Raw genomic sequence first — 22637 nt, forward strand, 5'->3', positions numbered from 1 at the left:
AGAGTCGCGTTGCAGTGCTAAGCCAGGGCGCCGGCTTTCTCAGCAGCCGTGGCAGGCCACGGGTCGGCCCAGGCGGGCAAGCGCATCAGGCCATCGAGCCAGCGCACGACATTCGGATAGTCCTCGAACGGCATCTGCGAATGCCGCCATTCGCAAGCCATCGAAGCGAGCTGGAAGTCAGCGATGGTGAGGCGGTTGCAGGCGACGAACTCGCGGCCTTCCAGGTGCTGGTTCAACACCGCGGCGAACTTCTCCAGCGCGGGAATCGCCGCCGTCATCTCCGCCTGATCAGGCTCGCCGATATGGAAAGTCGCCTTCACCACATGCTCGAAATAGAACGGCGCCACCGCACTCGCCCAATGCTGGTCGTTCCACGACAGCCAGCGCAGCACCTCCACCTGTTCGGCGGGCTCGTGCGCAGGCCACATGTCCGAGCCCTGCTTGATGCACAGATACGCCATGATCGCGGACGACTCCCACAGCACCGACTCGCCATCGACCAGGGTGGGCACCTTGCGATTGGGATTGAGCGCGGTATAAGCCGGCGTCTTCAGGCCGCCGCCCATCAGGTCGAGTTCGATGCACTGCGCCTCGATGCCCAGATGCTTGATGAGAGCCAGCACGCGGCGCGGCGCCTGGGCCTTGATCCAGTAGATCTTCATGCCTTCCTCCGCTGCTTGATTCGGTTACCGGCGTCCACCTTACCCCGCCGCAAAATATGTTAAAGAACATAATTTGAGCGCCTGCTATACCTGTCCCACGGAGGTTGCAGCCATGCCTTACAGTCCTGAACACAAGGTGCAGACGCGGGCACGCGTGGTCGAATCCGCGCGCCGCCTGTTCAACCGCCACGGTTTCGAACAGGTCACCATCGACCAGGTGATGGCCTCCGCCGGGCTCACCCGCGGCGCGTTCTATCACCACTTCGACAGCAAGGACGAGCTCTACGCCGCCGCCGTCGCCAGCTTCACCACCTGCAATCCGTTCGCCGTGAAATCGGCGCAATCGGCGCCGGCCATCGACGACCCCAAGCAGATGGCGGGGATGTTGATCGATCTCTATCTCAGCGACGAAGTGCTGGAGAACATCGACATGCACTGTCCGCTCTATGCACTGCCTTCGGACGTGGCGCGCGCCGGACTGGAGCCGCAGCAGGCGTATACCGACCTGATCCGCGGCATGCGGCATATCTATCGCGTGGCACTCGACGGTGTGCGTGATGCGGATCGGCGCGCCGATGCCATGGTCTCGCTATGCGTGGGCGGCATGGTGCTGGCACGCACCACCAACGATCCGCAGCTGCGCAAGTCGCTGCGTGCGTCGGCACGGCATCAGGCGCTGGCGTTGCTCAAGACGGCGTAGCGTCGCCGCCACTGTCCCTGGGCACGTTCGCGTCGATCCAGTGGATGATGAACTCATCGAGCGGCACCCGCTCGGGCACTTCGATACCCGCCTCGCGCACGAACGCGTTCGCCGCCTTGATCAGCGACTGCCGTGAAACATTGCTGGCCTGGCGCGCAGCGGCCTGCTTCTGGCGCAACTGCACGATATGCGGCGAAGGTTTTCCGGGCTTGGCGTACTTCTGGTAACGGCGCAATTCGTCGGCGGCCAGCGTGGTATCGAATGCCGCCTGCAGGGTGGCCTTGCGAGTTTGCAGGAGTGCAATGAGCGCGTCCGTGAGGGCTTCGGCATCACCCTGCTTCGGCAGCACACCCACAAGAGCGGCGGAGCCCTCGGCTCCCTGCAGTTCTGCGAGGAAGGCGGCGTATGGAAAGGGAGCGGACGAGGTCATGGGGATGGCCAGATGCAGATGGCCTCGCACGATACGCGCTTGCGGCTCGAACTGCGACGAAGTCAGTTGCATAGGCCCCCAAATGTGGGAGCGCACCCTGTGCGCGACGCTCTCCGCCACGCCCTAAACTCCCCATCAACAACACCGCCCGGGCAACCCACCCTCAACCAATCTCATTCCCGCGATGCAAATGCATCCCCAACTCCGGCGCCAACTCCCGCATCGGCTCAATATCCCGGCTCAACGACATCCAACCCGCCACGCTGTCATCGTCGGTATCACGCACCCATAGCGTGTAACCGTGCGGCGCGAGATTGTCGTAAGCGACACCAAGCAAATCGGCAGTGTCGATATCGGCATGGAACTCATCCTCGTCCGTATCGCCATCCCAATCGATGGTCAGGTTCCAGCGAGCGGCCAATTCATCAATCGCCTGCACCAGCGCCCGCGTATCGCCGGCATCCACATGGAACGTGGCCCGCCAATCCGCCACCTGCCCCACCACCTGCGCCACGTCGATCTCATCCTCCGCCAACTCTGCCACCGCCTCGCGATACCCCGCGAACTGCTGGAACGCCGCGTCGTCATCGCCGGGATTGATTAGCAGAAGGAACTGCCAGACACGAGCGTCGAGCGAGTCGTCGTCATCGTCGAAGGGCTGGGTGGTGTCGAAATCGTCGTCGGAGGAGTTCATGGCGGGGGTGTCCAGGGCTAGGGACGCATCATCTCACCGGAACTCGGCCGAGAGAACCGGTGCTTTCACACGGTTGTCAGGACCACGAAACACCGTTCAAGGGAGTACAAGCCCCGACCGAAGCTGCCTCAACGATCTCATCGAGACTTTTCTTCGTGGTCAAGCCAAGCCAACGCCAGTTTTCTGGAAACCGCAGATATCGCGAACGTGATGGCAAAGAGCTGGAGAGCCTGAAGCAGAATCTGCAACTCTCGCTCGTCCATCACGGCGTCTTCAAGATTGCCCAGGACGTCCTGAAATACCTCGCGATCTTTTGGGGGAGCGATCCTCGACACTTCAAGCAATTGGGGCCTTGCGAATTCCAGAAGTTTGATCGCATCCGCCTCCTTGCCTGATCCGATCAGCTGCTGAAGCCCATGAACCGAGGCCCATGCCCTCTTACAGTCGCCCTGCGCCTTCATTTGCCCGCACCGATCTTCAGGCATCAACCTGGACATTTCTTCTGTTGCCCGGCCCAGGTATCTCCATCGCGCGAGCTGATTGGACACATCCAGCTCATATCCAGCCCGAAAATAGAGACTGAGAAAAGTAAGAAGGGCCAGGGCCGAAAATACCTCAGAGCACATCTTTGTACGTGCTTGCTCCCGTCTTCTTTCTTTCTCAGGCAAGGCGCGCAGATGCCCCACCTTTTGAACGGTTAGAACAAAGGCCCAAAGAATTCCCAAGAGCGCGACAAGAAAGTAGAAGTAGCGCGAGCGCCCGTTATCCTGCATAACCACTTCGGCCTTCAGCATCCCTCCGATGAAGAGAGTCGACAGCGCGTGTGGCCAATATTTGTCGATACTGTCGCCTATGGCTCGCGACCAGTTAGCACCTAATACCCGCACAGAAAATCCACCTTTTCCACGGAAGAACGCGCGAAATAGCAATTCATCGCAGCCCTGTTTCGGCGCGCCCGAGAGAGACTTGAACGTGCAGCCGAATCGAGGTCCCGCTCCAGCTACTTACAACTTAGGACCTATCGTTCCCCTCCAACACCGGGTGCTAGCGTTGCGCGCCACACCAGCGCTTCGCATTCCCACCCAATTGGAGACGGGACATGACGACCCTTTACGCTTGGGCCACACCGGCTTTCTCGAGCGACTCACCTGTCGATCACACCTGGGTCACCGACTACGACAATCGCGTTGACCCATACGCAAACATCACCGATGTCGAGAACGCTCAAGCGAACTACTGGTACTGCTGGGGCATATTTCACATCCAGGGCAGCAGCTCGGAGCAACCCCAGGGATATCTCGGCAGCGCTAGCGGCGACTTTGCTTTGGCGCAGTGCCTGTGCCTTCCCAACAAAGAGTCGGACAGCATCCCTCCGCATACCCGGCCCAATGCCTGCGGCACGATCTACTACTACGGCCTGGACGGGGTCTGCCACCAGCTGGCCAACCAGGTGCTATGGGCTACGGGTGGCACGTCCACGCCGTTGACGGTGGCGTTGGCGCGGGGCTACCGTGCCAGCAGCTTCATCTATGGCACCTACGGCATCCTGCATCACGACTGGAAGGCCAATATCTCGCGTTGCGCGGCTGCCCCACCTCCTCCATCGTCTCCATCGTCTCCAAGCGCGGTCACCACCATGGACGCCAACGACGACTTCGCCATCCACGCCAAGCAGGCGCTGGCCGCGCTCAATGCGTCGGACAAGCTCGCGCCCCTGCTGGCGTTGCGCGCCAGCGTGCGGGAAGAGCAGTTGGCCCAGAGGGAGGCCGTTCTCAAAGGGGCCGTCATGCCGTCGGCGGAGGCCCTGAATGAGCGTAACCAGGCCTACTTCCAGCGCGCCGCGGCGTTGCTGACCAGCGCGGAGTTTGAGGCGGTATTCGGATTCGCGCCCAGTCGGACGATCGACCTGGTCGATCCAACGATCATGCGCCAGCCGGTGGGCAAGGCGTAACGACCCAGGGGCGCGTGGAGAACATTCGAACGGGTTTGGTGCCGGAAGAAACGTACCTGCGCGTACGTTTCAACCTCCGCGAAGCACTCGGTGGCGCGGCAGCCCGCAGCGAATCTTCTCAAAGTGCACGTCGATCGATATTTCGTTCGATATGCGTCGTGTTTTTACGACTTACTAAGACTCTTCCAATGGTCGCGCAACAATCGGTCGCTTAATCTGAACCTGCTCCCGAGTTGTCAGGACAACCCGGCCAAGCATGCGACCGCCCTACTGGCGGAGCACCAACGGCCCGTCTAGCGACGGGACTGGCTGGACTGATGGGCGGTCGCGCATGCGCCGCCCATTTCCTTTTTTGGCGCCACAATAACCGGCAGAGCGCCTTCACCTGCGCGCCGGACTCCCCTCCTCCGGCTCCAACATCTCCCAGGCAATTTCCGCAGCTCGCTCGTTCAACATGTAGAGCGCCGCAAACAGGCCCTCGGTCAGCGCGGGAGAGAGCGGCAAGTTGGCGGGCGGGTAGCCGGACGAGGCTTCCTGGATGACGCGGTAGGCCTCGCTGTTGGCTAGTACGCAGGACACGGCGTGAATGCCTTCGGCGAGCGTCGCGCTGGTGGCCGCCAGACGCTGTGTCGGCTCGGGAAACTCGTCGAAGATCCAGTAGCGGCGACTCAACGGGTTGACGGGTTTGCCTGGGTGGGAGGTGGCAGCGTTGCCGCGTGCGCGCGCCGTGTGTTTGGGCCTGGCCATGATCAACGCCTTAGTAGTTGGTCGTGGTTAGCGGACCGTCATCCACGAGAGGACGGTAAGCGCGGATCACAGGCTTCGCCTTCTCCAGGTCGTAGCGCGCCTGAAGTGCCAGCCAATAAAAGGCGGTGGTGTCGAAGGTCAGCGAAAGGCGCAAGGCGATCTTTGGCGTGATGGGTTGTGTGTCGGCGATGAAGGCTTTGATGTGGTTGGCGGGTATGCCGGTGCGGCGGGCGAGTTGGGCGGGGTTGAGGGCGCTGGGGATCAGGTAGGCGTGCAGCAGGATGTCGCCGGGGGCTCGCAGGGGTTGCGAGGGGTCGACGTCCGAATGCGGGGTGAGCTGGATCAGTTCCATGGTGGTTCCTCCCTGTCGGACACGGCCGCGCAGCGGCTCAGGCGCTTACAGCGCTCCGTGTCAGTGAATGCTTGGCAGCTTCGTCGGTGATCGCTCGAGTGCGGCGCATCGCCGTGCCGGCCGATGCGCCGAAACGGCAATCATCGGAGGCGTGTGGTGTTCACTCGAGGCTCGTCACCGAGCAGCCGGGCGTACTGCTGCAGGCAGTGGATGGCCGTGCCCAGGCTGGCCGTGACGGCCACGGGAAGCGGCCATGGCAGCGCTCTGCCGGGGAATCCCCGCGCCTGCGCGTGGCGGCACTGCTCGCTGTCGACACGCAGGCGCGAGAGGGCGAGCACCGCCAGGGCGATGTCACCGCGAGTGCAATGACGCGGGATTTCTGGCCATGCCACAGGCGTGTACGACGGCTTGTGAGACGGAGGAGTGAGGGTGTCGTCAGGGGGAACGGACGAGCGAATGCGTACCGTATGATCGCGGGTAGCCATGATCAACTCTCGTAAAGTTGTTGATGGTTAGCGGGTCGTGGGTGTTGCTAGCACTCACGGCCCGCGCCTCATGACCTGGTGGTCATGGTCATTCGCGAGGGCGTGCAATACGACAGCGCGAAAGACTGACTGACCCTAACAAGCAGGGTTCGCAACGTCTGTCAGGGATCGGCGAGATGGGTGTCCACCTGGGCGAGGGGATGCGTGACGGCGCAAGGCCGGCTAGACGTCAGCACCATTCTCTAGCCGTCCGCGTTATTCGGCGCCTTGATCACGTCCACATAACGCGACCTACCTTGAACTACGCCCGGACCGGCGAGCTGATGGCCGCGGTCCTCTGGGGCATTACCTGATCCATCCTTTCCTGAGGGAGTCATGTTGATGATTCGCCTATTGCTTTTGGCGTGCCTGTTCGCAGGTGCCAGCTTGCCCGTTGCTGCAACTGTTCAACCCTTTCCGCCATCGTTCCGCGTCCAGGACATCCAGACGGACGGGGCCACGATCCACGTTCGCGTTGGCGGGAAAGGGCCCGCCGTTGTCCTGCTGCATGGCTTTGGGGACACCGGCGACATGTGGGCGCCGCTGGCGGCGGACCTGGCGCGCAATCACACCGTCGTCGTGCCCGACCTGCGTGGCATGGGCCTGTCCTCACACCCCGAAAGCGGCTACGACAAGCGCACACAGGCTGCGGATATTCGCAGCGTGCTGACCAAGCTAGGCATTGATCGCTCGGCCGTGGTGGGGCACGACATCGGCACCATGGTGGCGTACGCCTATGCCGCCCGCTATCCGGACAAGACCGATCGCCTAGTCGTGATGGATGCCCCCGTGCCCGGCATCCCGCCGTGGGACCAGATCGTGCGCTGGCCCGCGCTATGGCATTTCGATTTCGGAGGCCCGGATATGGAACGCCTCGTTGCCGGCCGCGAACGTATCTACCTGGACCGCTTCTGGAACGAGTTCGCCGGCGATCCATCGAAAATGGACGAAGCATCGCGCCAGCACTACGCCGAACTCTACGCCCGACCGAACGCCATGCACGATGCGTTCTCGCAGTTCCGCGCCTTCCGCAAGGACGTCGAAGACAACCAGGCGGCCATGGCGACCAAACTCACGATGCCCGTGCTCGCGATCGGCGGTGAAAAGTCGTTCGGCGCAAACGAAGCCATCGTGATGCGCAATGCCGCCACCAACGTCACGGAGCTGGTCGTCCCCCATGCCGGTCACTGGCTCATGGAAGAAGCCCCAGGAACTACCATCGCGGCGGTTCACAACTTCATCGACGGTAAGCCGGTGGCAGCTGCCGGGGCGAAGTAGGCCAGAACAAAAGGGGCAGAACACTTTTTCTGGAAGCTCAGTGCTTCAGAAGTAGGTCGTGTGGCGAAGATTCGGCCACGAGGCAAGGCTGAAATAGTGTTCTGGCCCCTTTTGTTGGACCTTTTCACGTTCGTCTTGTTTTCCACCTCTGCACCTTTTCGCTCGGCTTGCACGAGCTCATCAGCAGGCTCTGCCTGGAAGGGAGATGGGCCTCCCAAAACGCGATAGCGTGCGCTTTAAAGCATTCGCAGAATGATCGTGACCGCATTTCCAAAGCCTTCTTGACCATACGCAAACCCTCCCTTGAAGTTTCTGATAGCCGAGCAACGAGTTCTGAAATTACGAATCCCACGACAAAATCAGTAGGACCAGTAAATGCAAAGACACAGCCCGCCATCGTCAGTCTCAGGAGGCCACCTCTGAAAGACGCAAGAAATGCGTTTCGACACGTGTCTATGGTCTGCGACCGGCGACGGGCTACGTCCACTTCCAGGACAGAGAGAAATAGACCTGACACCGTTCTTGCAGCATGAACGACAACACACGATCAGAATGGAATATCGTCGTCATCAAAACTCGACGCCGGCTTCTCGACGGCCTTGAAGTCGTTGAATGCCTTAAGAACTCCCGATGGCCACGTGTCCGCCGGCCAAGGCGGCCAAAACGTCAGGGCCTCCCAGAACCGCTCGTCACCGGCATTCAGGCCGTCTTTGAGCACGAACCCGAGTGCAGGTGGCATCGCCTCAGCCAAGTCACTCACCCAAGAAAAAACATACTTCATCACGTAGTCAATCTGCTCACTATCGCGGGACGCCAATTTGGCCGTAATCGCACCGAGCATTTCTTTCTTCAGGGAAAAATACGGAACGATGTCCTGCGACCAAGTCCCCAGAGCACCGCCCCTAAGCTTTTCGGTGTTCGTGTCCCATCGACCGTCGCGCACGGATCGAATCAGGCGATTCTCAACTCGAAGCCGCGCAGCTTCGTCAAAGTTAACCCACATCTTTCCTTCGAAACAGCCGATATTGAATCGAATCGTCGCATCGTCCTCAGCAATCCTCAGCTCTTCCGATATGACGTCGCACACCTGCTTGCGATCAGCCTCCGACAACTCCGGCAACAGGGCCGAAAAAAAGTGAATGAGTCGGTCGGGTGCGCTCTGCTCCTTGGCCCGATACGCATCAAGAAAGACTTCAAGTCTTTGACCGACCGGTATCTGGTCAACCAATAGTTTTGCGTACCGTGCTTGCGGAACGAAGTCTGGATCTATGACTCGCTTAAGAAAATCATCACGGGAGAACTGCGACTTCGCTTGGTCAATGTTTCGAACCAGGTATCCGATGAAGACCAATAGGTCCTGTGCATCGACTTCAGAATCATTGATCTTCTCATGGCTCCTGGGATTGCGAATCGCCTGATAGAAGCCACGAAGCAATTGCTCCATGCCTCGCTGTACGTTTAGCTCTGACTCGCTCTGAAGCCGATTGAGCTTGATCTTAGGTGTTGCCCCTCCTAACGCCTGACCAATCAAAGTCGCGCCATCTCCCTCGACACCTGATTTCGTTCGGAGAAGATCACTGAGGAAATAGAACCCATCCAAAATAGATCCAGTGAAGTTGCGCTTCTCGTAGTTCATACGCACCGCCCTCCATAGCTCAACGGGCAGTTTTGTCTCTAGGTTCACTGACGCCCCCAAATAGAATGGCCCACGCGGCTCAAGACACTCCAATAATGCTACGACTTGAGAGCAATGGTGCATCGATCATGGCCGGCCTCCGACCCGTCGGGTGACGGGTCGCCTGTAATCGCGGCCAAAGACTAGAAGCCCTCTTCGCCGACTATCGCATCCGCATACCTCGAAGGCACGAGAGGAACATCTCCCGAAATCGCGTCAGGCTCACTTCCAAGCGGCGCGAAGTGAATTCCGAGAAGTGACCCTGCCTCCGCTCCTGGAAGTTGCCCCCAACTACTTTTCGGACTCAAACCCGGCTTTAGTTAGTCGGCCAGTTTGGGGAGCTCCGCGTAGAAGTCGCCTGTCCTTTCTGGATCCGCAAGCAGAGCAAGAAAGTTTTTTGAGGCATCGGATCCTAATCCACGCTCAATGAGGAGCTCGGCCAGCACTCTTAATCGATTGAGCTGCCCGCGCCCCGCAATGCGCCGACGCAACACCGAATCATTTCTTACGATCTCCACAAAAGCATCGACAGCTGCGGAATCGAATGATTCAAACATCTCTTTTATGGGTTGCGCTGCGCCATTTGAGTAAAAGTCAGTACGGTTCCATTGCGGACTACTTCCACGATATCCAATGTAGCTTTTTGTTATTGCCGATACGTAAGAGTCAATTAGCTCAACGGGAACGAAGGATGAAAACTGCTGCAGCTGGGCAGCAAGACGCGACTCCTCCGTCCAATCATCAAGCGCGTTGGCCATTGATGCCACGATGGGCTCGATCAAAACTCGGCGTGTGGCGGAGTTCACGTACATCATGCCCGCCACCTGATGCAGGAACACCTGCCCTCGAGCAATACGCGCGGCGTCACCAGATAGAACGGTCTTCTCAAACCGTTTGCCAATTTGAGACTTATCTTCCTTAGTCAACGCCTTCCATAGTATTGGACCGCAGAACTCTATGTTACCCCTCAGATCACTGGAAATGCTGTCTCCCTCGTACGACGAGTAGAGACGATTTATCAACTCGCCCTTATAAACCTGAGGCAAATCGCTGAAAGCCTGATCGACAGCCAGAGGATTTCGGGTGAAATTCTGGGAGTCCATTTGCGCAATATATTCCGCGATATCTATTATCGTTGGAGGATAGTCTTCCGAAAGTACGTATTTATTGCAATCGGATATGAGGCTAAGAACTTTCAAAATGCCAGGCTCAGAGCTCTGTGGGTGACCGTCAAAAAGGTTCCTAACCTCTCGTGCCTGCTGCAGCATTTTACGAGCCTCCCAACTCAGGACGCCGATCTTATATGCACCCTCGATTAAATCATAATCGGTGACAAAGTCCTGAAAATCCTCGTAGCGCTCGACATTTCTTTTGAGCTTCATTTCCTTATTAAATAGATCCAAGCTACGGTGGATGACTTTCTTCCTCAAGTCATCTACGACAGCATTCCAATAGGAGCCAATTGCACTTCTATAACCCTTCACCGGCAGGACACGACGCGCCTCGGCTAGATAGGAGCAGCCGCGAATGTCTTCCCTTACATATCCGATCTCTTTGGTAATGTGCTCAACTGCATCAGCGTCGATCGTAGCAACTGCAGTTGCCACTATTAGCTCCTGAGTGGACATATACCTAACTCCATTGTTTGCCGAGATAATTTCGAATTAAGAGGCGGCCACCTTATCTAAGGCGCAAAAAAGGGCGGCATCACTGCCACCCTTTTCATCTTGACGACTAAACATCAAGCCTCAACCACACTTGCTATACCCACAATTCAAACAAGTCTGGCACCCATCCATCAGCACCAGCGCCTGCGTATTGCACTTGGCGCAAAGGGTGGCGCCCGGCGGGAAGCCGGTCGAGGATTCGGTGGCAGCGGCTTCAGTGGTGGCGGTCGCAGCCTTCTTGCCGCTCGTCACCGCCTCATAGGCAGCGCGCTTCTCGGCGACCAGCTTGCGGGTGGACTCGTCCATTTCGGGGTCGTGGATCAGGCCGATCATCTTCATGTGCTGCTCGATCACCGCGCCGATCTCGGCGACGATGGAGGGCATGTAGACGCCGCCGGCCTTGAAGTAGCCGCCGCGGGGGTCGAAGACGGCCTTCATCTCTTCGACCAGGAAGGTGACGTCGCCACCTTTGCGGAACACGGCGGAGAGGATGCGGGTGAGCGCCACGATCCACTGGAAGTGGTCCATGTTCTTCGAGTTGATGAAGATCTCGAAGGGGCGGCGCTGTTCGTACGGGGTGCCGACGTTGAGCACGATGTCGTTGATGGTGACGTACAACGCGTGCTCGAACAGCGGTGACTTGATCTTGTAGGTGGAGCCGACCAGCGTCTCGGGACGCTCCAGGCTCTCGTGCATCTGGATGATTTCCGCCTTGGGCGCTTCCTTGGAAGCTGCCGGTGCAACGGCGGGCGCAGCGGCGGACGCGGCCTTGTCCTCGGGCTTTACGACGTTGTAGCCCTTGATCTTCTTTTCGATCTTGATCGCCATGGTGTGTTCTTCCGACGGGATTGGCGGCGCGGCGGTTCGTGGTGCTACAGACCGGCGTCTTGGAGGTGGTCGCGCTTTTTCGCGCTGGAGGCGCTGGATTCCAGCTTTCGCTGGAATGACGAGCCTAAAAATCAATGACGAGCTTTTTAGAACGATCCGGCCCGGCGTGTTCAGCGCCGGGCCGGGTCGCGTTACGGCTTACTTACGGCGTGCGGCTTTCTTGGCGACCTTGCGGACGGCCTTCTTCACGCTCGCCTTCTTGCTGGCAGTGGACCTCTTGACCGCCTTGGCGGCCTTCTTACCGGCGACCTTGCGGACCGCCTTCTTAACGGCGGCCTTCTTGGCCGTCTTTTTGATGACCTTCTTGACGGCCTTCTTGGCAGCGGACTTGCGCACTGCCTTCTTCACGGCCTTCTTGGCGACCTTCTTGGCGGCTGCCTTCTTGACCGCCTTCTTGGCGACCTTCTTGGCGGCTGCCTTCTTGACGGCCTTCTTGGCGACCTTCTTGACGGCAGCCTTCTTGACGGCCTTCTTCACGGTCTTCTTGGCAGCTGCCTTCTTGACGGCCTTCTTGACTGCCTTCTTGGCGGTCTTCTTGCCGGCAGCCTTCTTCACAGCCTTCTTTGCAGCAGCCTTCTTGGCCGGAGCAGCCTTCTTGGCCGCGGCCACCTTCTTCTTGGCGCGAGCCTTCTTGGGCTTGGCTGCCGGGGTCACTTCGACCACGGGAACCTCGACCGGCGCGTCTACGACCTGGGCGGTTACTTCTTTCACATCAAACTCGGTATCGATGGACATGCGTGTTATCCCCTCCGACGTGGATTCTGGACTTTATGTTGAGCCTTGCCGCAAGGACACTACGGTATTGCTCTTGGCAGTGGGCTGACACCCGAGATCAGGTATCGCGGATAGTTTAGAACTTTCCGTAATACCCTTCCTTCAAGGCATCGAACAAATTGGCGGCGGTATGCATTTCGCCGTCGTATTCCACTTCTTCGTTGCCTTTCAGTTCGACAACACTACCGTCCTCCAATTCGAAGCGGTAGAGGGTGCTCTCAAGGTCGGCTTCTTTGACGAGCACACCCTGGAACGCCGCGGGGTTGAAACGGAACGTGGTGCATCCCTTCAAACCCTGCTTATACGCGTAAAAATAGATGTCTTTGAAATCTTCGTACGGGTAGTCGGTGGGGACGTTCGCCGTCTTGGAGATGGACGAATCCACCCACAGCTGCGCCGCCGCCTGGATGTCGACATGCTCCTTGGGCGAGATGTCGTCGGCCGAAACGAAGTATTCGGGCAGCTTGGACTTGGCGTCGTCCGAGTAGGGCAAGGCGTCGGCATTGATCAGCGCGCGGTAGGCCAGCAGCTCGTAGCTGAAGACTTCAACCTTCTCTTTGGTCTTGCGGCCTTCGCGGATCACGTTGCGCGAGTAGTGGTGCGCAAAGCTCGGCTCGATGCCGTTGCTGGCGTTGTTGGCCAGCGACAGCGAGATGGTGCCGGTGGGCGCGATCGAGCTGTGGTGGGTGAAGCGCGCGCCGGTTTCGGCGAGCTCGGCCACCAGGTTGGGCGCGACGCTGGCGATGCGCTGCATGTAGCGGCTGTACTTGGCGTGCAGCACGCGGCCGGGGATGGAGTCGCCGACCTTGTAGCCGTCGGTGGCCATTTCCGGACGCTTGCGCAGCATCTCGCCGGTGACGGTGTAGTCACGGGTGAGCACGGGTGCCGGGCCCTTTTCCTTGGCCAGGTCCAGCGCCACTTCCCAGCCGGCGACGGCCATCTCGCGGGAGACTTCTTCGGTGAAGGCGACCGACTCGGAGGTGCCGTAGCGCATCTTGAGCATGGTCAGCGTGGTGCCCAGGCCGAGGAAGCCCATGCCGTGGCGACGCTTGGAGAGGATCTCGTGGCGCTGCTGTTCCAGCGGCAGGCCGTTGATCTCCACTACGTTGTCGAGCATGCGGGTGAAGATCTTCACCACTTCGCGGTATTCGTCCCAGTCGAAGCGGGCCTTGGGGCCGAACGGGTCGCGCACGAAGGTGGTGAGGTTCACCGAGCCCAGCAGGCACGAGCCGTACGGCGGCAGCGGCTGCTCGCCACAGGGGTTGGTGGCGCGGATGTGCTCGCACCACCAGTTGTTGTTCATCTCGTTGACCTTGTCGATCAGGATGAAACCCGGCTCGGCAAAGTCATAGGTGGACACCATGATCATGTCCCACAGGTGGCGCGCACGAATGTGCCCGTACACCTTGCAGGCCACCAGGCCGTCGTCGCGGCCCACGTAGTTCTCGTGGGTGGGCCATTCGCGCCAGACGATCTTCTCGGCGTCGGTGAGGTCGACCTCGTCCTTTTCCTTGACGTGCACCGGGAAGACGAGCGGCCAGTCCTGGTCGTGCTCCACCGCCTGCATGAAGCCGTCGGTGATCAGCAGCGAGAGGTTGAACTGGCGCAGGCGGCCGTCTTCGCGCTTGGCGCGGATGAATTCCTTGACGTCCGGATGACTGACGTCGAACGTGCCCATCTGCGCGCCACGACGGCCACCGGCCGAGGACACGGTGAAGCACATCTTGTCGTAGATATCCATGAAGGACAGCGGGCCGGAGGTGTACGCACCGGCGCCGGACACATACGCGCCGCGCGGACGCAGCGTGGAGAACTCGTAGCCGATGCCGCAGCCGGCCTTCAGCGTGAGACCGGCCTCGTGCACCTTCTCCAGGATGTCGTCCATGGAGTCGCGGATGGTGCCGGACACGGTGCAGTTGATGGTCGAGGTGGCGGGCTTGTGTTCCAGCGCGCCGGCATTGGAGGTGATGCGACCAGCGGGGATCGCGCCACGGCGCAGCGCCCACAGGAAGCGTTCGAACCAGTGTTCGCGCAGCTCCGGCGTGGCTTCCACGTCGGACAGGGCGCGGGCAACGCGCTGGTAGGTTTCGTCCACGCTGCCATCGACCGGCGCGCCGGACTTCGCCTTCAGGCGGTACTTCTTGTCCCAGATATCGTAGGACGCAGGCTGCAGCGGGATGGCGGCGGTATCGCGGGTTACGGCTGGTGCACGCGCGGTGCTCATCGGCTTCCTGACCTCTCGGTGTGGCCTCACGGCCCCGTGTTGGCGTTTGTTCTATTCGGCTAAGCCGCTCGTATCGGGTCGCGCCTGAAAAGCAAAAGCCGCGCGTAGTGCCCGATCCTTGCGTTCCCTGCCCGACCCTTCGGCAACTCCCCCCTGAGAGTGCCCTGTGACACCAGCTCTTGGGTTTAGGCCCAGCCTAGTCACACAAGATGTTGTGGTCGCGAACGAGGGAAAGTTACCGCTGCCCTTTCGCCTTGTAAAGTAAATTCGTCAATACCAAAGGGTGGAACCGCCGACGCCGCGCCGAGTCGAATGACCAACGATTCGACCCACGCACAAGGAGTCCCCATGTTTCCTCGTTTCATCCGCCGAATGGCCGCCGCGGTTTTGGTATTGATTGCCGCGACACCCTTCGCCAGTCACGCCGCGCTTCCCGTGTCGATCGATGGACAACCGCTGCCTTCGCTGGCGCCGATGCTGCAGAAGGTGACGCCGGCGGTGGTGAACATTTCCACCAAGACGCGGGTGCAGGTGCGCGATCCGTTCTTTGATGATCCGGTGTTCCGTCAGTTCTTCGGCCTGCAGGGTTCGCCGCGTTCGCGGGTGGAGCAGAGCCTGGGCTCGGGCGTGATCGTGGATGCGGCCAAGGGCTACATCCTCACCAACAACCATGTGGTGGGCGGCGCCGACGACATCACGGTGACGCTGCAGGATGGCCGCGACTTCAAGGGCAAGCTGGTGGGCACCGATCCGGACACCGACGTAGCCGTGGTGCAGATCCAGGGCACCAACCTGCAGGCGCTGCCGCTGGCCGATTCCGCGCAGCTGCGGGTGGGTGACTTTGTGGTGGCCGTCGGCGATCCATTTGGCCTGGGGCAGACGGTGACCTCGGGCATCGTGTCGGCGCTGGGCCGCTCGGGCCTGGGCGGTACGGGCTACCAGAACTTCATCCAGACCGATGCCTCGATCAACCCGGGCAATTCCGGTGGCGCACTGGTGAACCTGCGCGGCGAGCTGGTCGGCATCAACACCATGATCTTCTCGCCGTCGGGCGGCAATGTGGGCATCGGCTTTGCCATTCCCACCAATCTCAGCACGGAGGTGATGAAGCAGCTGATTGCCACCGGCAAGGTCAACCGCGGCAACCTGGGCGTGGAGACGCAGGACATCACCCCGCGCATCGCCAAGGTGCTGGGGCTGAAGGACAGCAACGGCGCGGTGGTGACGCGCGTCAACTCGGGCTCGGCGGCGGATAGTGCGGATATCCAGGTGGGCGATGTCATCACCGCCCTCAACGGCAAGCCGCTGCGCAACGCACAGGACCTGCGCAATGCCGAAGGCCTGCTGCCGCTGGGCAGCACGGTGACGCTCGCGGTGCAGCGCAATGGCGCCGTGCGCAACGTCAGCGCCAAGCTGGTGCCGGAGAAACTGGCCACGGTGGATGGCGCCAAGCTCGATGCGCGGCTGGCCGGGGTGACCTTCAGCGAGCTCCCGCAGAACCTGCGCTCGCAAGGCCTGGGCGGTGTGGCCGTGAGCAGCGTACGTGCCGGCAGCCGCGCGGCACAGGCCGGACTGCAGGCAAACGACATGGTGATCGGCATCGGCAACCTGCGCATCCCCGACCTGCGCACGCTGCAGCAACTGGCCGGGGTGAATCCGCGCCAGCTGGTGCTGGTGGTGTCTGGCGATGATGGCGTGCGCTACGTCGACATCCGCTGATGTCATGGCCGTCGCGACGAGGCGGCTCATGTCGCAATGGAGCTGCGACAGACCGCTTTGTCGTGACATGCGGGAACGGGGGATAAACGCGACGGACGATGCGTGTCCTTCGTCGCGTTTTTCCACGATGCAAGGGCAGGAATTCGCTTGCGGTTTGCCCGCAGGCTGGCTGAAATAGCCGAGTTACACCTTTCTTGCACGCACGCCCAGCTCAGGCGGCCTGCGAACCATCATCATCATTCGAGGTTCCCCACCGCCATGTCACGACGCATTTCCCGCCTGCTCATCGTCGCGATGCTTACCGCATTCGCAACCACCGGCGCCCTCGCGGCCGCCAAGACCACCAAGACCACCAAGAAGCCGACCACCCCGACCGCACCGGCACTGGTGTGGCGCGGCGACTACGCCACCGCCCGTGGCGTGGTGGAAGACGTGAGCAAGGCCTGGGAAAAGAGCGGCAAGGGCCGCATCGAGATCCAGCCGTTCAACACCGCCTCGGGCCTGGACGCCGTGGCCCACGGCCTGGCCGACATCGCCGGCAGCGCGCGCAACAGCGCCGGCGGCAACGAGACCGACCTGGTGTTCACGCCGGTCGCGTTTGACGCGCTGGTGATGATCACCCATCCGTCCAACGGCACGGGCAACCTCACCGTCAAGCAGCTGCACGACATCTACTTCGGCAAGATCACCAATTGGAAGGACGTCGGCGGCAAGGACGCGCCGATCAACCTGTATGCCGTGGCCAGCCCGGGTGACGGCGTGGAATACAGCCTGCGTCGCCTGATCTTCGGTCGCGGCAACCAGCCGGTGGCCGCTCCGCGCCTGTACGTCAACACGGCCAAGCTGGAAGAAGCCGTGACGCTCGATCCGAACGCACTGGGCGTGACCACCCTGTCGGGCGTGGCCAGCAACAGCAAGGTGAAGATGGTCAGCGTCGATGGCGTGCGTCCGAGCCTGTCCACCGTCACCGATGGCAGCTACGTGCTGTACACCCCGCTGTACCTGGTGACCAACAAGGAAAGCCCGAAGGCCGCGCAGATCACCGCCTTCATGGAATTCCTGCACACCGACGAAGTGCGCTCGCTGGCACGCTCGCACCAGCTGGTGCCGTACACCGATGCACCGCAGCTGGCCCAGAACGACAAGGCCCGCCGCGAGAAGCTGCTCGCCGAGAACGGCATCAAGATGGACGTGGTGGCCGATCCGATCCCGACGGCAACGCCGGTGACCGCGCCGAGCGCACCGACGGCTGCTGCCGAAGCGTCCCCGGCGGCTGAAAAGGCTGCGGCTTCGGGCGAGACCTACACCGTCTCCAAGGGCGACACGCTCGGCCTGATCGCCAAGAAGTACTCGGTGACGACCGCGCAGTTGAAGAAGTGGAACAACCTGTCCAGCGACAACGTGAAGATCGATCAGGTGCTGAAGGTCAGCGGCAACTGATCGCAACGCACGTGCGCATCCGCGCCCTGACGCTCGACCTGGACGACACCTTGTGGCCGGTACTGCCGGCCCTGGAGCGTGCGGACCGCGATCTGGATGCGTACCTGCGCCAGCACTACCCCAACGTCGCGCGCGCCTGGCCCATCCCGGCCATGCGCGCGCTGCGTGCCGAGGTCGCCGCCGAGCGCACCGACCTCGCCCATGACTTCACCGCGCAACGCCACATCACCATGCAGCGGGCCTTCAACGCCTGCGGCATCGACGAGGCACCGCTGGAAACGTTGTGGGAGGTCTATTTCTCCGCGCGCAACAGCGTCGAGCTCTATCCCGACAGCCTGCCCGCCCTCCAGCGCCTCGCTGGACGCTGGCCGGTCGTGAGTCTCACCAACGGCAATGCCGATCTCGACCGCATCGGCATCCGCGAACACTTCGCGCACCACATCTGCGCCCGCGACACTGGCATCGCCAAACCCGATCCGCGCATCTTCGTTGCCGCCGCCGAACATCTCGGGCTGCGGCCTGAGGAAATCCTCCACGTTGGCGATGATCCCGAGCTCGATGTCGTCGGCGCCCGCGACGCGGGCCTGCGCACCGCCTGGATCAACCGCCACGGCCATCCCTGGCCCGGCCTGCTCGGCACCGCCCCCGACCTCGACCTGCGCGATATGAGTGCGCTGGTGGATTGGTTGGAGGCGCAGGGCTGATAGCAAGGCCTCGCAGTTCCTGCCTCGCCCCACACCTGTAGGAGCGCACCCTGTGCGCGACCCACCTACAAAGCGATACACCCCAACGCCGCGGTCGCGCACAAGGTGCGCTCCTACAAGGGAGCACACGCCCCTGCGCCGATCGCCGTTTTTCTGTGGGAGCGCACCCTGTGCGCGACAAACCTACGAAGCAGCACACCCCAGCGTGGCAGTCGCGCACAGGGTGCGCTCCCACAGATAAGCCCCCCGCCACTCGGGCTGCCTGGGATCCACCCCAAATACCGTCTCGCCCTCGCCCCAAAGAGGCGCAGGGCTGATAGCCCCACTGTAGGAGCGCACCCTGTGCGCGACCAACCTACAAAGCGATACACCCCAACGCCGCGGTCGCGCACAAGGTGCGCTCCTACAAGGGAGCACACACCCCTGTGCCGATCGCCGTTTTTCTGTGGGAGCGCACCCTGTGCGCGACAAACCTACGGAGCGGTACACCCACGCGTGGCAGTCGCGCACAGGGTGCGCTCCCACAGACAAGCGCGCCGCCACGCGGGCTGCCAGTGATCCACCCCAAATACCGTCTCGCCCCCGCCCCCAAAAGCGCGCATCATTCACCATCACCAAAAGCCCACCGCGCCCGCATAGCGCCGCGCAAGGAATTCCATGTCTGTCCTGATCGAACGCAAAGCCGGCGAGCGCCAGAGCATCGCCATCGAGACCACCGACGCCCCGCATTTCGCCGCCACCAAACGCCGCCTCAGCGCTGCGCAGCGCCGCTGGGTAGCCGACTCAGGGTTCGAGGCCGCGCCCGGCACGTTTGCGCTGATCGCCGATGAGGGCGGCAAGCTGGTGCGCGTACTGGTGGGTGTCGATGCCAGCGACGCGCTGAGCGCGCTTGGTGCGCTGCCGCGCACGCTGCCGGAAGCTACCTATCACCTCGCCAGCGAGGGCGTGCTCAAGGACACCTCGCAGGCCGCGCTGGGCTGGGCGCTGGGCGCCTACGAATTCACCCGCTATCGCAAGGCGCGCCGCGCGCCGGCCAAGCTCGCCATCGCCGCCGCGGACCTCGCCACGCTGCAGCCGCTGGCCGAGGCCACCACCCTGGTGCGCGACCTGGTCAATACGCCGACCGAAGACATGGGCCCCAAGCATCTCGCCGATGCGGTCAAGCAGCTGGGCAAGACGCACAAGGCCAAGGTGCGCGAATGGGTGGGCGATGAACTGCTCGATGCCAACTTCCCCACCATCCACGCCGTGGGCCGCGCCAGCCATCGCGCGCCGCGACTGATCGAACTGAGCTGGGGCAAGAGCGGCGATCCGAAGATCGCCGTGGTCGGCAAGGGCGTGTGCTTCGACACCGGCGGCCTCGATCTGAAGCCGGCCGACGGCATGCGCTGGATGAAGAAGGACATGGGCGGCGCGGCCCACGCGATCGCGCTGGCCGGCCTGATCATGCAGGCCAAGCTGCCGGTGCGCCTGCAGCTGCTGATCCCTGCCGTGGAAAACGCGGTGTCGGGCGCGGCAATGCGTCCGGGCGAAGTCATCACCACGCGCGCCGGCATCACCGTGGAAGTGGACAATACCGATGCCGAAGGCCGCCTGGTGCTGTGCGATGCGCTCACCTATGCGAGCGAGCAGAAGCCCGAACTGATCATCGACTACGCCACCCTCACCGGTGCCGCCCGCATCGCGCTCGGCCCCGACGTACCGGCTCTGTTCGCCAACAACGATGATGCCGCCGACCAGGTGCTTGCCGCCGGCCGCGCCGTGAACGATCCGCTCTGGCGCCTGCCGCTGTGGCGTCCGTACCGCAAGATGCTCGAATCGTACCTGGCCGATATCGCCAACTCCGGTGCGTCACGCCATGCCGGCGCGATCACCGCGGCGCTGTATCTGGAGCGTTTCGTTCCCGAGACTACGCCGTGGCTGCATCTGGACACCTACGCATGGAATGATGCTGATCGCCCGGGGCGTCCGCGTGGCGGTGAAGCGTTGGGACTGCGGGCGTTCTTTGCGTTTCTGCAGAAGCGTTACAAGGGCTGAGTCGTTACCGATATCCGCATGAAGAAGGCGACGCAATGCGTCGCCTTTTTTGTGCCCGATACCCCTGTGGGAGCGCACCCTGTGCGCGACAGCGGCAGTGATGTTGCCTGTGGGAGCGGTCATCGCCCCGCAAAAATCCTGGAATGAGAGACCGATGGTGCGCCGCGTCGCGCACAGGGTGCGCTCCCACAGGGGGCTTCCGCATGGTTCGTGACCCGGCTCGGTGACATCGCTCCTATCCACTGGCATCCTCCGCCGAGCTCACTTCAAGGCCTCTCCATGTTGCGTCTTCGCCCGCTCACCCTCGCCCTCTGTCTGGCGCTTTGCGCCGCAGCCCACGCCGAAGACGCCCAGCCATCTACCCAGCCGGCGCTCACGGAGCAGACCCTCCACTCCGGCGGCCCGATGCCCGCCGAACAGCAGCGCGTGAACTTCGATCACGCCGAGCTGCATTTCACGGTGGATATCGCGCAGCAAAGCCTCGACGCCGACGCGCGCCTCAGCTTCAGCGCGCGCGAAGCGACCGACTCCTTGCTGCTCGATCTCGATCCGCATCTCGCCGTTTCGAAACTATCCGTCAACGACAAGACATTGGCCAACGACAAGTGGAGCAATCCCGATGGCCGCCTGCGCATCGCACTGCCCAAGGCGCTAGCCAAGGGCGAAAAGGTGGTCGTCGATATCCGCTATGGCGGCAAGCCGCATGTAGCCAAGAAAGCGCCGTGGGATGGCGGTTTCGTCTGGAGCCACACCGACGACGGCCAACCGTGGATCGCCACGGCGGTGGAAGGCGAAGGTTGCGATCTGTTCTGGCCGTGCATCGATCATCCGCAGGGCAAGCCCGACCTGGTGGATACCTATGTCACCGTGCCCAAGGCGCTGGCCGCGCCGGGCAATGGCGTGCTGGTCGACCTCAAGGAGCATGGCGACACGCACACCTACCACTGGCGCGCGAAACATCCGACCACCTATGCCATTTCGCTCAACATCGGCCCGTTCGAGGTGCTCAAGGGCGACTACCGCAGCCGCTACGGCAACACCATCCCGATGCAGATGTGGTATCTGCGCGGCCACGAGGCGCAGGCCAGGCAGCTGTTCGCCGAGTTCCCGCGCATGCTCGACTTCTTCGAGCGCCAGATTGGCCCCTACCCGTTTGGCGACGAGAAGATGGGCGTGGTGGAAACGCCGCACCTGGGCATGGAACACCAGACCATCAACTCCTATGGCAACGGCTACCCGCGCGGCGAATACGGCTTCGACTGGCTGCTGCAACACGAGTTTTCGCATGAGTGGTTCGGCAACCAGATGACCAATGCCGACTGGGACGACATGTGGCTGCACGAGGGCTTCGGCACCTATATGCAGCCGCTGTACGGCCAGTATCTCTACGGCGACATGCCGTATTTCTCGATGCTGCAGAACGAACGCAGCCAGGTGAAGAACGCCTATCCCATCGTCGCGGGGCGCAGTCAGTTCGAGGAAGACGTTTACGACGCGAAGCGCGGCCCGGGCAACGACATTTACGTCAAGGGCTCGCTGATGCTGCACACCTTGCGGCAGATGATCGGCGATGAGGCCTTCTTCGAAAGCATCCGCCGGCTGGTGTATGGACGCCCTGATCCCAAGCCCGGCAACTTCACGCCGCACTACGCGACCACGCACGATTACATCGAGATCGTGAACCAGCTGAGCGGCCGCGATCTCAACTGGTTCTTCGACGTGTACCTGCGCGAAGCCGCGCTGCCGAAGCTGGAGACGCGCCAGGACGGCAACACGCTCACGCTGCACTGGCAGGTGCCGCACGACAAGCCCTTCCCGATGCCGGTCGAGGTGCAGGTGGGCGACAAGCTGCTGACCGTCCCCATGAACGGCGGCAACGCCACCATCGCCGCGCCCGCCGGCGCGCTGGTGATCATTGATCCGCGCAGCAAGCTGCTGCGCGAGCTGCCGCATGTGGCTGAGTACCAGCAGTGGAGGAAGGAGCAGGCGGAGAAGAAGGCGAAGGGCGCGAAATAGTTTCTGCCGGAGCGCAACCTTGTGGGGAAAAAGGCAAAAGCCGCGAAGTAGTTTCTGCCGGAGCGCAACCTTGTGGGAGCGCACCCTGTGCGCGACTGCCACGCTGCGATGTTCCGCTCCGTAGGTTTGTCGCGCACAGGGTGCGCTCCCACAGG

19 protein-coding genes are annotated in these 22637 nt (G+C 61.7%); 8 read left to right on the forward strand and 11 right to left on the reverse strand.

From position 1 onward, the window contains the following. Window positions 1-17: 17 nt before the first annotated feature. Window positions 18-662 (reverse strand): glutathione S-transferase family protein, encoded by a 645-nt coding sequence (locus Y882_RS07835; RefSeq protein ID WP_046971345.1) that lies wholly within the window; start codon window positions 660-662, stop codon window positions 18-20. Window positions 663-774: 112 nt separating this feature from the next. Here Y882_RS07835 and Y882_RS07840 point away from each other — a divergent pair, with 112 nt between their 5' ends. Continuing rightward, the gene (locus Y882_RS07840) at window positions 775-1362 is read left to right on the forward strand and encodes a TetR/AcrR family transcriptional regulator (RefSeq protein ID WP_046971346.1); all 588 of its coding nucleotides are present in this window, start codon (window positions 775-777) and stop codon (window positions 1360-1362) included. On the opposite strand, the gene Y882_RS07845 is transcribed toward Y882_RS07840, so the two are convergent. From Y882_RS07845 to Y882_RS07855, 3 genes are all read right to left on the reverse strand, one after another. Further along, on the reverse strand, window positions 1349-1912 hold the full coding sequence (locus Y882_RS07845) for a hypothetical protein (protein WP_244466284.1): 564 nt from the start codon (window positions 1910-1912) through the stop codon (window positions 1349-1351). The genes Y882_RS07840 and Y882_RS07845 overlap by 14 nt on opposite strands. Window positions 1913-1955: 43 nt before the next feature. After that, on the reverse strand, window positions 1956-2486 hold the full coding sequence (locus tag Y882_RS07850; protein ID WP_046971347.1) for a DUF6630 family protein: 531 nt from the start codon (window positions 2484-2486) through the stop codon (window positions 1956-1958). Between the two features lie 137 nt (window positions 2487-2623). Beyond that, a complete protein-coding gene (locus Y882_RS07855) occupies window positions 2624-3280 on the reverse strand; it encodes a hypothetical protein (protein WP_156171362.1) in 657 nt (218 codons plus the stop codon). A gap of 305 nt (window positions 3281-3585) precedes the next feature. Here Y882_RS07855 and Y882_RS07860 point away from each other — a divergent pair, with 305 nt between their 5' ends. Beyond that, a complete protein-coding gene (locus tag Y882_RS07860) occupies window positions 3586-4437 on the forward strand; it encodes a hypothetical protein (RefSeq protein WP_046971349.1) in 852 nt (283 codons plus the stop codon). A 381-nt stretch (window positions 4438-4818) separates the two neighbouring features. On the opposite strand, the gene Y882_RS07865 is transcribed toward Y882_RS07860, so the two are convergent. Together Y882_RS07865 and Y882_RS07870 are read right to left on the reverse strand one after the other, a co-directional pair. Beyond that, window positions 4819-5184, reverse strand: coding sequence for a hypothetical protein (locus tag Y882_RS07865; RefSeq protein WP_046971350.1), 366 nt, complete (start codon window positions 5182-5184; stop codon window positions 4819-4821). A gap of 10 nt (window positions 5185-5194) precedes the next feature. Further along, window positions 5195-5536, reverse strand: a complete 342-nt coding sequence (locus Y882_RS07870; protein WP_046971351.1) for a HigA family addiction module antitoxin — start codon at window positions 5534-5536, stop codon at window positions 5195-5197. An 860-nt stretch (window positions 5537-6396) separates the two neighbouring features. On the opposite strand from Y882_RS07870, the gene Y882_RS07875 reads away from it, so the two are divergent. After that, entirely contained in the window at window positions 6397-7338 is a 942-nt protein-coding gene (locus Y882_RS07875) for an alpha/beta fold hydrolase (protein ID WP_211259141.1), read from the forward strand. A 547-nt stretch (window positions 7339-7885) separates the two neighbouring features. On the opposite strand, the gene Y882_RS18810 is transcribed toward Y882_RS07875, so the two are convergent. From Y882_RS18810 to Y882_RS07900, 5 genes are all read right to left on the reverse strand, one after another. After that, entirely contained in the window at window positions 7886-9097 is a 1212-nt protein-coding gene (locus Y882_RS18810) for a TIGR02391 family protein (RefSeq protein ID WP_082121007.1), read from the reverse strand. Window positions 9098-9333: 236 nt separating this feature from the next. Next, entirely contained in the window at window positions 9334-10641 is a 1308-nt protein-coding gene (locus Y882_RS07885; RefSeq protein ID WP_046971352.1) for a hypothetical protein, read from the reverse strand. Between the two features lie 120 nt (window positions 10642-10761). Then, window positions 10762-11508 (reverse strand): TSCPD domain-containing protein, encoded by a 747-nt coding sequence (locus Y882_RS07890; protein ID WP_046971353.1) that lies wholly within the window; start codon window positions 11506-11508, stop codon window positions 10762-10764. Window positions 11509-11706: 198 nt separating this feature from the next. Continuing rightward, complete coding sequence (locus Y882_RS07895) at window positions 11707-12303, reverse strand: histidine biosynthesis protein HisIE (protein ID WP_199728188.1); 597 nt, start codon at window positions 12301-12303, stop codon at window positions 11707-11709. Between the two features lie 115 nt (window positions 12304-12418). Then, entirely contained in the window at window positions 12419-14566 is a 2148-nt protein-coding gene (locus Y882_RS07900; RefSeq protein ID WP_046971354.1) for an adenosylcobalamin-dependent ribonucleoside-diphosphate reductase, read from the reverse strand. Window positions 14567-14938: 372 nt separating this feature from the next. On the opposite strand from Y882_RS07900, the gene Y882_RS07905 reads away from it, so the two are divergent. From Y882_RS07905 to Y882_RS07925, 5 genes are all read left to right on the forward strand, one after another. Further along, a complete protein-coding gene (locus tag Y882_RS07905; RefSeq protein WP_156171364.1) occupies window positions 14939-16285 on the forward strand; it encodes a Do family serine endopeptidase in 1347 nt (448 codons plus the stop codon). A gap of 258 nt (window positions 16286-16543) precedes the next feature. Next, a complete protein-coding gene (locus Y882_RS18815; protein ID WP_052949787.1) occupies window positions 16544-17725 on the forward strand; it encodes a LysM peptidoglycan-binding domain-containing protein in 1182 nt (393 codons plus the stop codon). An 11-nt stretch (window positions 17726-17736) separates the two neighbouring features. Further along, window positions 17737-18429: an HAD family hydrolase gene (locus Y882_RS07915; RefSeq protein ID WP_046971356.1), complete on the forward strand. Its 693-nt coding sequence runs from the start codon at window positions 17737-17739 to the stop codon at window positions 18427-18429. Window positions 18430-19086: 657 nt separating this feature from the next. After that, entirely contained in the window at window positions 19087-20466 is a 1380-nt protein-coding gene (locus Y882_RS07920; RefSeq protein ID WP_046971357.1) for a leucyl aminopeptidase family protein, read from the forward strand. 279 nt (window positions 20467-20745) lie between these two features. Then, entirely contained in the window at window positions 20746-22482 is a 1737-nt protein-coding gene (locus Y882_RS07925; RefSeq protein ID WP_046971358.1) for a M1 family metallopeptidase, read from the forward strand. The last annotated feature ends 155 nt before the right edge of the window (window positions 22483-22637 follow it).

It is taken from the genome of Dyella japonica DSM 16301, from assembly GCF_001010355.1.
In the GTDB taxonomy this organism is placed as follows: domain Bacteria; phylum Pseudomonadota; class Gammaproteobacteria; order Xanthomonadales; family Rhodanobacteraceae; genus Dyella; species Dyella japonica.